Annotated in this window: 11 protein-coding genes; 5 read left to right on the top strand and 6 right to left on the bottom strand. The window is 69.6% G+C overall.

The annotated features are described in order from the left end of the window. Nucleotides 1-19: 19 nt before the first annotated feature. A complete protein-coding gene (locus tag AB4850_RS18900) occupies nucleotides 20-940 on the bottom strand; it encodes a 3-hydroxyacyl-CoA dehydrogenase NAD-binding domain-containing protein (RefSeq protein ID WP_414444538.1) in 921 nt (306 codons plus the stop codon). Nucleotides 941-1,121: 181 nt separating this feature from the next. Further along, nucleotides 1,122-2,987, bottom strand: a complete 1,866-nt coding sequence (locus tag AB4850_RS18895; protein WP_414444537.1) for a phosphoenolpyruvate carboxykinase (GTP) — start codon at nucleotides 2,985-2,987, stop codon at nucleotides 1,122-1,124. 535 nt (nucleotides 2,988-3,522) lie between these two features. Here AB4850_RS18895 and AB4850_RS18890 point away from each other — a divergent pair. The 3 genes from AB4850_RS18890 (at nucleotide 3,523) to AB4850_RS18880 (ending at nucleotide 6,302) form a co-directional block, all read left to right on the top strand. Beyond that, nucleotides 3,523-4,017, top strand: a complete 495-nt coding sequence (locus AB4850_RS18890; protein WP_414444536.1) for an Hsp20/alpha crystallin family protein — start codon at nucleotides 3,523-3,525, stop codon at nucleotides 4,015-4,017. Between the two features lie 21 nt (nucleotides 4,018-4,038). Beyond that, entirely contained in the window at nucleotides 4,039-4,464 is a 426-nt protein-coding gene (locus AB4850_RS18885; protein ID WP_414444535.1) for an Hsp20/alpha crystallin family protein, read from the top strand. Nucleotides 4,465-4,670: 206 nt separating this feature from the next. Continuing rightward, nucleotides 4,671-6,302: a DUF2242 domain-containing protein gene (locus AB4850_RS18880; protein WP_414444534.1), complete on the top strand. Its 1,632-nt coding sequence runs from the start codon at nucleotides 4,671-4,673 to the stop codon at nucleotides 6,300-6,302. A gap of 178 nt (nucleotides 6,303-6,480) precedes the next feature. On the opposite strand, the gene AB4850_RS18875 is transcribed toward AB4850_RS18880, so the two are convergent. After that, nucleotides 6,481-7,674, bottom strand: a complete 1,194-nt coding sequence (locus tag AB4850_RS18875) for an MFS transporter (RefSeq protein ID WP_414444533.1) — start codon at nucleotides 7,672-7,674, stop codon at nucleotides 6,481-6,483. Nucleotides 7,675-8,153: 479 nt separating this feature from the next. On the opposite strand from AB4850_RS18875, the gene AB4850_RS18870 reads away from it, so the two are divergent. Then, complete coding sequence (locus tag AB4850_RS18870; RefSeq protein WP_414444532.1) at nucleotides 8,154-8,894, top strand: HAD family hydrolase; 741 nt, start codon at nucleotides 8,154-8,156, stop codon at nucleotides 8,892-8,894. 232 nt (nucleotides 8,895-9,126) lie between these two features. On the opposite strand, the gene AB4850_RS18865 is transcribed toward AB4850_RS18870, so the two are convergent. From AB4850_RS18865 to AB4850_RS18855, 3 genes are all read right to left on the bottom strand, one after another. After that, nucleotides 9,127-9,459 (bottom strand): DUF2322 family protein, encoded by a 333-nt coding sequence (locus tag AB4850_RS18865; protein WP_414444531.1) that lies wholly within the window; start codon nucleotides 9,457-9,459, stop codon nucleotides 9,127-9,129. Between the two features lie 93 nt (nucleotides 9,460-9,552). Further along, nucleotides 9,553-10,149 (bottom strand): anthranilate synthase component II, encoded by a 597-nt coding sequence (locus tag AB4850_RS18860; RefSeq protein WP_414444530.1) that lies wholly within the window; start codon nucleotides 10,147-10,149, stop codon nucleotides 9,553-9,555. 96 nt (nucleotides 10,150-10,245) lie between these two features. Continuing rightward, the gene (locus tag AB4850_RS18855) at nucleotides 10,246-11,523 is read right to left on the bottom strand and encodes a PLP-dependent aminotransferase family protein (protein WP_414444529.1); all 1,278 of its coding nucleotides are present in this window, start codon (nucleotides 11,521-11,523) and stop codon (nucleotides 10,246-10,248) included. 420 nt (nucleotides 11,524-11,943) lie between these two features. On the opposite strand from AB4850_RS18855, the gene AB4850_RS18850 reads away from it, so the two are divergent. Next, nucleotides 11,944-13,113: an alpha-hydroxy-acid oxidizing protein gene (locus tag AB4850_RS18850; protein WP_414444528.1), complete on the top strand. Its 1,170-nt coding sequence runs from the start codon at nucleotides 11,944-11,946 to the stop codon at nucleotides 13,111-13,113. Nucleotides 13,114-13,240: the final 127 nt, after the last annotated feature.

Genomic DNA, 13,240 nt, shown 5'->3' with positions numbered 1-13,240 from the left:
CGCGCGGGCTCGGTTTCGATCAGGGCAGGAAGCTGCGCCGGCGCGCCTCGATCAATTCCACCAGCAGCCGGTCGCGCTCCGCGCCGAGTTCGGCGATCGAGCGCGCGCCCTGGATCTCGCGCAGTTCCTCGATCAGCTTGCGATCGACGTCCTCGTTGAACGCCGGCGCGCCGAGATCGTCCCACCAGCTCGTGATCGGCCCCGACAGATGGTCGAGAAAATGCGCCATGCCGCCGTCGCCGCCGCCCAGGTGATAGGTCAGGCCCTGCCCCATCAGCCCCCAGCGCAGGCCCGGCCCCCAGGACACGGCCTTGTCGGCGTCGGCCACGCTGACCACGCCCTCGCCCACCAGGTGATACACCTCGCGGAACAACGCGGCGGCCAGCCGGTTCGCCACGTGGCCGGGCATCTCCTTGTTCAGCACGATCGTGACCTTGCCGAGCCCGTCGTAGAAGCGCTTGGCGCGCGCGATCGCCTCGGGCGCGGTGGCTTCGCCACCGGCCAGCTCGACGAGCGGAATCAGGTGCGGGGGATTGAACGGATGCGCGATCAGGCAGCGCTCGGGATGCCGTTCGCAGGCGGTCTGGATATCGGACATGCGCAGGCCCGACGAGCTCGACGCGACCAGCGCCTCGGCCGGCAGGCGCGCATCCAGGCGGCGATACAGCTCGCGCTTGACGTCGAGCCGCTCGGGGCCGTTTTCCTGCACGAAATCCACGCCGTCGAGCGCGGCGTCGAGATCGGCCACGAAACGCAGCTTGGCGCGGCAGGCCGCGAGCCGCGCCTCGCCCATGAAGCGCACGAGCGCCACGTCGAGCCGTTCGGCCGCGTCGGGCGCGGGGTCGGTCACGACCACCTCGAAGCCCTGATCGAGATAGAAGGCGGTCCAGCTTGCGCCGATCACGCCCGCGCCGACGACGGCAATGCGTTGAATATCCATGGGATGCGGTCTCCGGTAGCGAATTCGTTCAATGAATGACGGCGACGATTGTCGCATCGAACGGCTGTGGATCGCCTTGGGCTGCGGCGGACCGCCGATTCTCCGCGCCAATGAAAAACGCCACGCGAACCGGGTTCGCGTGGCGTTTTTTCAGGGGAATCCGGGCAAGCCTGCTACCCGGTCAGCCCTGGAGCCGTGCCTCGAAGGCCGCCTTGGTGTCGGCCAGCGCCTGCGGCAGGCGCGTCTTCAGCTTGTCGAACAGCTCGTCGTGCAGCGCCAGTTCCTCGCGCCATGCGTCGCGATCGACCGAGGCCACCTGCTCGAACTGTTCGGCCGAAAACGCCATGCCGCCCCAGTCGATGTCCTGATAGCGCGGCGTCAGGCCGAGCGCGTGCTCGACGCCCTCGCCCCGGCCATCGATGCGCTCCAGCATCCACTTCAGCACGCGCATGTTCTCGCCGAAGCCGGGCCACGCGAAGCGGCCGTCGGCGTCCTTGCGGAACCAGTTCACGCAGTAGATCTTCGGCAACGTCGCGCCCGACGCTGCGAGCTGGCTGCCGAGCTTCAGCCAGTGCGAGAAATAGTCGCTCATGTTGTAGCCGCAGAACGGCAGCATCGCGAACGGATCGCGGCGCACCACGCCCTGCTTGCCGGCCGCGGCCGCGGTGGTTTCGGAGCCCATCGTGGCGGCCATGTAGACGCCCTCGGTCCAGTCGCGCGCCTCGGTCACGAGCGGCACCGTGGTCGAGCGGCGGCCGCCGAACACGAACGCGTCGATCGCCACGCCGGCCGGGTTGTCCCAGTCGGCGTCGATCGACGGGCATTGCGAGGCCGGCGCCGTGAAGCGCGCGTTCGGATGCGCGGCCTTGCGGCCGGTTTCCTTGCCGATCGCGGGCGTCCAGTCCTGGCCCTGCCAGTCGAGCAGATGCGCGGGCGGCGTGTCGGTCAGGCCTTCCCACCAGACGTCGCCGTCGTCGGTCAGCGCGACGTTCGTGAAGATCACGTTCTCGCGCAGCGTGGCCAGCGCGTTCGGGTTGGTCTTCTCGCCGGTGCCCGGCGCGACGCCGAAGTAGCCGGCTTCCGGGTTGATCGCGTAGAGCTTGCCGTCCTGGCCGGGCTTGATCCAGGCGATGTCGTCGCCGATCGTCGTGACCTTCCAGCCGTCGAAGCCGGCCGGCGGGATCAGCATCGCGAAGTTGGTCTTGCCGCAGGCCGACGGGAACGCCGCCGCGATATGGCGCTTGGTGCCGTCGGGCGCGGTCACGCCGAGGATCAGCATGTGCTCGGCGAGCCAGCCTTCGTCGCGGCCCATCGTCGAGGCGATCCGGAGTGCGAAGCACTTTTTCCCGAGCAGCGCGTTGCCGCCGTAGCCCGAGCCGTAGCTCCAGATCTCGCGCGTTTCGGGGAAATGCACGATGTACTTGGTGTCGTTGCACGGCCACGGCACGTCGGCCTCGCCGGCCGCAAGCGGCTTGCCGACGCTGTGCACGCACGGCACGAAATGGCCGTCCTCGCCGAGCACGCGATACACGTCGCGGCCCATGCGCGTCATGATCCGCATGTTGACGGCCACGTACGGGCTGTCGGACAGCTCCACGCCGATATGCGCGATCGGCGAGCCGAGCGGCCCCATCGAGAACGGCACGACGTAGAGCGTGCGGCCGCGCATCGCGCCGCGGAACAGGCCGTCGAGCGTGCCGCGCATCTCGGCCGGCGCGACCCAATGGTTGGTCGGGCCGGCATCGTCGCGCGCTTCGCTGCAAATGAACGTGCGATCTTCCACGCGTGCCACGTCCGACGGATCGGACAGCGCCAGAAACGAGTTCGGGCGCTTGGCCGGGTTGAGCCGGATCATGGTGCCCTGCGCGACCATCTGTTCGCAGAAGCGATCGTATTCTTCCTGCGAGCCGTCGCACCACACCACCTTGTCGGCTTCGGTCAGCGCCGCGATGCGCGCGACCCAGTCGATCAGGCCGCGATGGCGAACGTACTCGGGCACATCGAGCGACAGGGAATGCGTGGCCTCGACCGCTTGGTTTCGGGTCATGGAAATCTCCGGATAGGTGTTGAAAAGGAAGACGGTGTGCGTGAGGCCTGCGCGTCAGCGCGGTCGCGGCGGGGCGCGGCGCATCGCACGCCTCGCGCGATCGCGGGACGCTGCTGGCGCAGGCGGGTTTCGGTGCGGCGCGGCAGCGCGGCCGGCGGCGAAACCTTCACGGATATCGGGAGTTGCAACGATCACGGGAATCGGCATTGCCGATGCGAGACCTCAGTATTCGAGAGTGGGGCAGCATACCATCGCGATTCCAAAGTTTGGGATGGCACGACGCCGCTGCTAGGGATGATCCCGATAGGGATGCCCCTGAAGCGGGGCGCGACCCCAGCGGGCAGCTGGGACGCCGCCGGCGATCGATGCACCCGCAAGCATCGGTTTGAAAAATCCCCCTTGAATTCGTGCGCAACGTTCCTATTTGTGGAGCCATGAGGCGGTTGCGTTCCGCACCGCCGGTTGACCCCGCATCGCATGGCCCGCGCCCTTCGCGCACCGTCCATGCCGATCGATCTTCGAGAGGATTCGAACCATGACCACGTATCGCTTCGGCGCCGACCTGTTCGGCGAACTCGACCGGCTGCAACGGCAGATGTCGGGCTTCGCCGCCTCGCGCGGCAGCCGCTTCGACACCTTCCCGCCGATCAACGTCGGCGCGAACGACGATGCGATCGAGATCGTCGCCTTCGCCCCGGGCATGCAGGCCGGCGATTTCGACGTGACCATCGACAAAGGACTCCTGACCATCAGCGGCGAACGCAGCACCGCATCGCCCGGCGTTTCTTTTTCGTCCAATAATGTTTCGGATGCCGAATCATCTGGCGCGGAACCTGCCGCCCGAACCGCGCAAGCCGAAGCGGCTCGCCCGCTGTCGCGCGAACGCTTCAGCGGCCGCTTCCGCCGCGCGGTGGAACTGCCGTCGAATGCCGACGCCGGCAACATCGAGGCGCGCTACGACAATGGCTGCCTGCACATCCGTATCGCGAAGCGCGCTGCCGCGCAGCCGCGTTCGATTCACGTTCAGTAAATGATTGCGAGGACCATCGCCATGACCACCACTCCCGAACTCATCGACCGCCCCGCCGCCGACGCCACCGCACCGGCCCGACCGGGCGCCCACGACACGCCGCGCCGCGGCCCGAGCGTCACGCCGTCGGTGGATATCACCGAGGACGCGCAAGGCATCACGCTGTGGGCCGACCTGCCCGGCGTCGCGAAAGCGGGCCTCGACGTGCGCGTGCACGACGGCCGCCTGACCATCGACGCCCAGGCCGATCTGCCGCAAACGGCCGGCCTGCGCGTGCAGCATGCCGAACGGCGCACGCCGCGCTACCTGCGCAGCTTCGCGGTCAGCCCGCACTTCGACACCGCGCGCATCGACGCGAACCTGCGCGACGGCGTGCTGACGCTGCGCATCCCGCGCCGCGCCGAAGCGCTGCCGCGCAAGATCGAGATCGCCACGGGCCAGGCCTGAGCGATATCGCAGCCCATGCAGCACGATCCCGCCCCGGTTGGGCGGGATTTTTTTCGTGTGTCGTTTTTCGTCTGCGCCGCCTGCGCGTTCGCGCGGCAAATGCAGCCTGGCATCAGGGGAAACTATAATAGCGGCCGGTCACGCAAGCGGCCCGGGGTCGCATCGCGCGGTGCCGGGCCGGTGCGTCCCTCCCACTACCCGACGCCATGCACACTCGACTTCGCCTGATTTCCCTGACTTGCGCGTTCGCGACCACGGCCTTGCTGTCGGCCTGCTCGTCCGCGCCCAAGCCGCTGTACACGCAGGAGCAGTTCGACGCGTCGAGCAGCCCGTACACGCACACCTTCCACGACACGTCGTCGGCCACCTGCGAGGCCGCGCGCCGCGCGCTGCTGAGCCAGGGCTACACCACCAACCTGGCGCGGCCCGACACCGTCGACGGCAGCAAGAACTTCCAGCCGGCCAGCGATTCGCACGTGGTGATCGAATTTCACGTGGTCTGCGTCGATTCGGATCCCGATTCGGGTTCGAGCATCGCCTACGTGAACGCCGTGCAGGATCGCTACACGCTCAAGAAGACCAGCACGTCGGCCAGCGTGGGCCTGTCGGTGCTCGGTTCGTTGTCCTTGCCGATCGGGTCGAGCGACGATTCGATGGTGAAGATCGCCAGCGAGACGATTCCGGCCGGCGTGTTCTACGACCGCTTCTTCAAGCTCGTCGATCACTTCCTGAAGGTCAATCCGGCCAAGCACGGCAAGGCGGCGGCCAAGGCCGCCGAGCAGGAGCCGGTCGCGCCGCTGCCGGAACCGGCGCCGGGCACGGGTGGCCCGGGCGATACCGGGCCGGTCAAGATGCGCACGCCGGCCGAGCCGACGGGGCCGGCGTCTTCGCCGTCCGCTTCGCCGTCCGCTTCGCCTTCTTCGTCGTCATCTTCGTCGGTAGCGCCCGAGGCTGTGCTGGTGCCTGCGGCGGCAGCAGCGTCGAATCATGCGGCGGCGGCCCCGACGGCGCCGGCCGCAGGCGCGAATGTTGCGCCCGGCGCGCAGGCCGTGGTGGCCTCGACGGGCACGTCCGCGCTGCCTAACGGCGGCGCGGCGCAGGCCACGGCCGTGCCGGCTACGCAGGGCATGAACGCGTCGGCAGCGAATCAGGTCGGCGCGGCCGGCGTGCCGACGCAAGGCGAGGTCAATCTGACGCCGGGCGCCGCGACAACGATCGCTCCGAACGGCCATGCCGCGGCCAACGCGCCGGCACCGCAGGCCGCGCCGGTCAAGGCTGCCGCTGCTGTACCGGCAGCATCGAATACGACCGCGCCGGTTGTGGCTTCGCATCCCGCAGCCGCGCCGAGCGCCAACCCGGCTCCTGTGTCGAGCGCGGCGGCTGCCGCACCCGCAGCGGCTCCGGCCGCTGCATCGGCATCTACCGCGGCCACGACTGCTGCATCGGCGCCTGCCGCTGCCACCGCCGCGGCATCAACCCCCGCACCGGCCACGGCCGCGCCTGCTCAGGCGGCCGCTGCCGCATCGAACGTCAACGCAGCCTCGGCACCGACGCAGAGCCCCAGCGCGGCCGTTGCCGCGTCCGCCGCGGCCCCGGCCAGCGCCGCATCGTCACCCGCCACCGCAAATCAAGCCGCTTCCGCACCGGCTGCCGCTTCGGCCACTTCCGCGTCTGCCGCATCAACCCCGGCCGCTGGTTCAACCACGTCTGCTGCCTCAACCTCGGCCGCCGCTTCGACCACGTCGGCTGCCTCAACCGCGACCGCCGCTTCGACCGCTCCCGCCTCGGCACCAACCGCCGCCCCGGCCGCTCCCGCTTCCGCCGCCTCGGGTCAGTAAGCCCCCCTGCATCACGGCCCTCGCGCCTTCCCCGCTCCTCGCCCCGCGCTCGTCCGCGCCAAAAAGCAAAACGGCGGCGCGTAGCACGCACCGCCGTCAGGGCAGAACAAACCAACCCTCTGCAACCTCGTCTCACGCGCGGCGCACCGCACGCGGGCCAATACTCAAGCCAGCACGTTCAGCAAGCGGCCGGACTCGGCCGGCGACGCATCTGCGACAGCACCAGCAACAGCCCGAGCGCCGCGATCCCAGAGCCCGCCAGCGACACGGCCGCATACCCCAGCCCCGACGACAGCACCGCGCCGCCGGCCGCCGCGCCGAGCGCATTGCCGAGATTGAACGCGCCGACATTGACCGACGCCGCCAGCCCCGGCGCTTCGGACGCGGCGCGCATCACGCGCATCTGCAGCGGCGGCACCACGGCGAACGCGCCCGCGCCCCAGACCAGCAGCGCCAGCGCCGCGCCCACCTGCGTCGTGGCCAGCACCGGGAACGCCGCCATCACCACGATCAGCAACAACAGAAACGCGATCAGGCTGCCTTCGAGCGACCGGTCGGCCAGCCGCCCGCCCGCCGCGTTGCCGATCGAGAAGCCCACGCCGATCAGCACCAGCATCGCCGTGACGAAGCCCGGCGACGCGTGCGTCAGGTGTTCGAGCGCCGGCGCGATATAGGTGTAGAGCGTGAACATCGAACCCGCGCCGAGCACCGTGGTGGCCATCGCGCCGAGCACCACCGGGCGCGTCAGCACGGCCAGTTCGGCGCGCACGTCGGGCATGCGGCCAGCCTCGCCCTTCGGCAGCGCCGCGAGCAGCCCGGCCATGGCCAGCACGCCGAGGCCGGAGGTCGCGACGAACGACATCCGCCAGCCGATCATCTGGCCGAGCCAGGTGGCGGCCGGCACGCCGCCGACGTTGGCGATGGTGAGCCCCATGAACATCGTGGCCACCGCGCTGGCCTGGCGTTCGCGCGGCACGAGCGAGGCCGCCACCACCGAGCCGATGCCGAAGAACGCGCCGTGGTTCAGGCTGGTCACGAGCCGCGCGAGCAGCAGCGTGGTGTAGTCGGGCGCGATGGCCGACAGCAGGTTGCCGATCGTGAAGATGCTCATCAGCAACACCAGCGCGGTGCGGCGCGAGGCGCGCGCGAGCAGCAGCGTCATGATCGGCGCGCCGACCATCACGCCGATCGCGTAGGCGCTGATCAGCATGCCGGCGCTCGGAATCGAGACGTGGACGCCGTCGGCGATCACCGGCAGCAGACCCATCGGCGAAAACTCGGTGGTGCCGATGCCGAACGCGCCGACGGCCAGCGCCAGCAGCGGCAAGGTCGAGCTCGGCGCCGACGCGGCGGGAGAGGAGGAAGCGTTCATGACGGCGGTCCTGTAAAGGCGCAATAAAAGCGCGGGCCGGCTGCACCCGCTATTCGACGTGGTCGCAGTGTGCCCGCAATGCTGCCCTGCAAAAAGCCGCCGAACCGGGAAAGAGCCTTGACTGTCAGTCAAGAATCACGCACTTTCATCGTGCAAATTCTGACGCCGATTGCTTGAGCCGGATGGGATCAGGACGCGATGAAATCGCATTGATTACCTGTATATCGGCCTATTTATTCGTCATTACAGCAAAAACATCGATTTATTGCCGAATCTGACACCTCGCGCTCCGGATGACACGACACCATCGATTTCATCCAAAAATCAAGACACGATCTTTTGATTTATAAAAGAGCAAATGATCTAGTGCAATGCACCATCTCCCGACCAAGTCGCGCCGGGACAAGAACCTGCCGGCAGCCGGCGAGCCGGCAGCACGGCCTTGCCGGTATCATGGCCGGTTACCGCAGGAGAACCCCATGCAAGCCCCCACCCCTTCCCCGCTGCGCGCGGACCGTGCCCTGATCAGCGATTGCGACGGCGTGCTCGTCGACAGCGAGGCGATTGCCGAGCGCATCGTCATCGAACGCCTGGAGGCGCTCTGGCAGGTCGAAGGCGTCCACGACGCGATCCGCCCGCTGCTCGGCATGCGTACCGCCGTGGTGCTGACCGAGGCCGGCAAGACGCTCGGCCGCACCATCAGCGAGGACGAAATCCATTCGATCCGCGAAGACATCCGCACCAACGCGGCCCACGCGCCCGAAATTCCGGGTGCCGTCGAGGCGCTCAAGTCGATCGCGCTGCGGCTGGCCTGCGCGAGCAACAGCGATCTCGATTACGTCGAGCGCGTGGTCAAGCGCGTCGGCCTCGACGAGGTGTTCGGCGGCCGCCTGTTCACAGGCGAGCGCGTGGCGCGCCCGAAGCCGGCGCCCGACGTCTACCTGGCCGCGTCGGACACCTTGCAGGTGCCGCCGTCGGGCTGCGCCGTGATCGAGGACAGCGTGACCGGCGCGCGCGCCGCGCTCGCGGCCGGCATGACGGTGCTCGGCTTCACCGGCAGCGCGCACGCGCCCGACGAACGGCGCGCGGCGCTGCTCGCGATCGGCGTGCATGTGACGTTCGAACGGATGACGGAACTGCCGGGCGTGGTGCAGCGCTGGCTCGACGGCGAATTCGGCGCGGCGAGCGAGGCGTCGGCCACGGCCGGGTCGGCAACGTAAGAGAAACCTCGGGCGGGAACGGCCGCCGCGCTCGGCGGGCGGCACGCAACGGGCCGTGGCGGCAGGGCCAAACAACCCGGAGGGAGCGCCAAGCCCTCGGAGGTCCGGACGAAGCCCTGCAACCGGGGCGGCGCAAAGCCCCCGGAGGTCGGGCCGAAGCCCTGCAATCGAAACGGCGCGAAGCGCTCGGCAGTCAGGCTGAAACCCGCCGAGCCTCGCGCCGCGCAGCCGCTCAGGCCGCGGCGATCACATCGATGCGCAGCGCGGGCGCGCCGCCGGCCACCTCCAGCAGACGATCGACGTTCGGGTGCGCACCCGGCCGGTTGCGCGCGTCGGCCGTGTGCTCGCCGAACACCGCGAGGCCATGCTCGGCCGCCGCGGCGTCGAGCTTGCCGAACGCCTGTTGCAGGTAGTGATAGACCGCGAGCGAGCCTTGCTTGCCCGGCTTGTTTTCGATCGTCGACACGACGCTGCCGCCGGCATCGACGAGGTCGATCCGTTCGATGCCGTCGATGGCCGGCAGTTGCGCGAGGTTGTCCTTGAAGACGGGGGTCGGTTGAATCACGGCGTACTCCGCTGGTTCGGTAATGATGGGCGGGCCGTATCTTAGCCGATCCCCCGGGTCCGGGCGCCAGCGCATGTCGCGATCGACGGCGATTCAGGCGGCCTGCTTGCGCTTGTGGGCCAGCGCGATGTCGCGGAAGTTGCGAAACAGGTCGATGCCGCCTTCGGTGCAGATCGATTCCGGATGGAACTGCACGCCGTGCAGCGGACGCGTGCGATGGCGGATGCCGTGGATCACGCCGTCGTCGCCCCACGCGCAGGCCTCGAACGGCTCCTGCACCGCCTTCACCACCAGCGAGTGATAGCGCACGATCGACAGCGCCTCGGGCAGGCCGGCGAACACGCCGCGCCCGTCGTGGCGGATCACGTTGACCCGGCCGTGCATCGGCTCGGGCGCGTGCACCACCTCCATGCCGTGCACGTGCGCCATGCACTGATGGCCGAGGCACACGCCGAGCAGCGGCAGCGTGCTGTCGCGGATCACGTCCGCGCTGATGCCGACATCGGCGGGCACCGCCGGCGTGCCCGGCCCGGGCGACACGATGATGCAGTCATAACGCGAGAAATCGATCTCGTCGAGCCGCGCGGTGTTCTTCACGACGGTCGGTTCGACGCCGCAGGCCTCGCCCATCTGCTGGAAGATGTTGTAGGTGAACGAATCGAAGTTGTCGATGATGAGGGTCTGGCACATCTGCGCACGGTCCTGTAGACGAGTGGTGAAGGACACGAAAGGGACACGGCCACGCGCGGCGACGCCCCCGCTCGGGGCGCGCCCGCGCGAGGCCGATCAGCCGGGGGCGTGCAGCTTCGCGTCGAGATAGCGCGCGAAGCGCTCCACGCCGGCCTCGATCGCGGCCGGCTCGGCATTGCTGAAGGCAAGACGCACGGCGTTGCGATACCCGCCGTCGAGAGAGAAGAAGGTCATCGGCATCACGATCACGCCGTGATCGCGCGCGCATTCCACCGTCTCGCGCTGGCCGAAATCGAACGGCAGCGTCACCCCGAGGAAGAAGCCGCCGTCGGGGCGATTCCAGGCGATGCCGTCGCGCCCGCCGAGCCGCGCCTCGAGCGCCGCCACCAGCGTGTCGCGATTGCGGTGATAGAACGCGCGCGGCGCCTCGACGAGCCTGCGCAGGCTGCCGCCCTCGCGCAGCAGCACGCCGCCCACCAGCGCCTGCGTGACCTGGCTCGTGTTGACGGTGACGAAGCTCTTGCGCTCGGCGAGTTCGGCGCGCAACCGCTCGGCCGCCGCCTCGTCGCCGAACAGCCGCTTCGGCAGCACCGCCGCGCCGATGCGCACGGCCGGGCACAGCGTCTTCGAATAGGTGGCGAGATAGATCACGCAGCCGGCCGGATCGAGCGACGTCATCAGCGGCGGCGCGTCGCCGTCGAAGCGGAACATGCCGTAGGGGTTGTCCTCGAGCGCCACGATGCGGTGCTCGATGCAGCCGGCGATGATCGAGCGCCGCTCGGCTTCGCTGAGCACGGTGCCGGTGGGATTGTCGAAATCGGGCGTCAGATAGAAGCCGCGCGCGGTCTTGCCCACCCGGCGCAGCGCGGCCGCGGTGCGCGCCAGCGCCTGCTCCCAGCGCTCGCCGTCGGCGCAGGCCACCGGCACGATCTCGATGCCGGCGAAATCGGCCACGCCGGTGATGCCGATATAGGTGGGATTGCGCGCGAGCATCACGTCGCCGGGCGCGCGGCACAGCGCCGGCACGATCAGCGCGAGCGCTTCCTGGCAACCGGCCGTCACCATCACCTGCTGCGGGTCGCAGTCGATGCCCTCGTCCACGCGCAGCTGCTCGGCCACCAGGGCGTTGATGATGCCGGCCGTGCGGCCGTATTGGGCGATGCGCCGGCCCGCGAACGCGAGATCCCGGCCCGCCTCGCGCGCCACGTGCGCCTGATAGTCGGGCACGGAGGCGAGCCAGCCCTCCAGCGAGAAGAACTGCTCGGCCGGCCGGCCCGACGCGAACGAAATCGCATCGGGATAATCGTTGGCGGCTTCGTTGAGGAAATTCATCACCGCGAGCCGCGAGGCTCCGGCATTGGCTTGAGTCGACAAGGCCCTCTCTCCTGTATCTGACAGCGACCGGGACAGCGCCAGGGCGTGCGCGACAGGGGTGTCCCGCCGCGACGCGCCATCACGAGTCCGGTGCCCGGTGCGCCCCGCCCGAGCTTCATTCGCGCGGCGCCCGATGATTGTGTTCGCGGGACGGCGCGCGGCGTTGCCGGCGCGGGCCATCGACGATCGCGGCTACGATAGCACCGCCATTTCTCCATGAATCGTTTGCTGATTTTTCTTGATTAAGTCGCACGCGCCGGCGGTTCGCGCACTTCGCATTGGCGGCCAATGCGAAGCGAGCCGGCCGCAGGCGCGCCCGTGCAGGCGCAAAGCGTTTACACTCGTGCGCTTTCGCGCCCGCCCCGCCCGAGCGACACGTTCGTCGTCGCGCCGCATGGGCCGCCACCACGCCTGCCGCCGATGCCCGATCCCGTCAACGTCGAAGATTTTCGCCGCCTCGCCCGCCGCCGCCTGCCGCGCCGCGTGTTCGACTACCTCGATGGCGGCGCCGAGGACGAGCGTGGCCTCGATCGCAATCGCGACGCGTTTTCGCGCATCGCCTTCGTGCCGCGCCGGCTCGTCGATGTCAGCACGCGCACGCTCGATACCACGCTGTTCGGCAAGCCGCAGGCCGCGCCGTTCGTGATCGCGCCCACCGGGCTGAACGGCCTGATCTGGCCGGACGGCGACATCGCGCTGGCGCGCGCGGCGGCGCAGGCCGGCGTGCCGTTCGCGATGTCCACCGCCTCGAACGTCACGCTCGAACGGCTCGCCGGCGAGGCCGGCGGCGAGCCGTGGTTCCAGCTTTACGTGATGCATCGCGCGCTCGCCGACAGCCTGGCCGAGCGCGCCGCCCGCGCCGGCTATCGCACGCTGGTGGTGACCGTGGACGTGCCGCTGAACGGCAAGCGCGAGCGCGACCTGCGCAACGGCTTCGCGCTGCCGCTGCGCTACACGCCGCGCGTGCTGCTCGACGGCCTGCTGCATCCGCGCTGGTCGTGCGCGCTGCTCGCCAACGGCGGCGTGCCGACGCTGGCCAACGTGGGCGCCGACGACGGCGCGAGCGTCGAGGTGAAGGCCGCGCTGCTCAAGCGGCAGATGGATGCGAGCTTCAACTGGCAGGACCTGCGCCGCCTGCGCGATCGCTGGCCGCATCGCCTGCTCGTGAAGGGCATCCTCGCCGCCGACGATGCCCGCGCCTGCCTCGAACTCGGCGCCGACGGGGTGATCCTGTCGAACCACGGCGCGCGCCAGCTCGACGACGCGATCGCGCCCATCGACGTGCTCGCCGCCACGCGCCGCGCCTGCGATGCCGGCGAGCACGTCGATGGGCGCGGCACGCTGCTGATGGACAGCGGCATCCGCCGTGGCGCCGACGTGGTGAAGGCGCTCGCGCTCGGCGCCGATGCCGTGCTGCTCGGCCGCGCCACGCTGTACGGGCTGGCCGTGGCCGGCGAGGCCGGCGCCTCGCGCGTGATCGCGATCCTCAAGGACGAGATCGACCGCACGCTCGCGATGCTCGGCTGCCGGAGCGTGGCCGAGCTGTCGCCCGCGCATGTGAAAGCGCCGGGGGCAAGCGCCGCCGCGTGAGCGCGCGGCTCGTGTCATGAGCCGCGCTTGCCATGAGCCGCGCATGCCACGAGCGACGCTTGCAGAGCGGAATTCGAATCGATCGTCCCTGCCAGGCTCGCCTCCCGTCGGCCGGATCGAGCGCATC

This window comes from Burkholderia sp. 22PA0106 (genome assembly GCF_047497155.1).
Taxonomy (GTDB): domain Bacteria; phylum Pseudomonadota; class Gammaproteobacteria; order Burkholderiales; family Burkholderiaceae; genus Burkholderia.
This window is presented reverse-complemented; position numbering and strand designations above follow the sequence as displayed.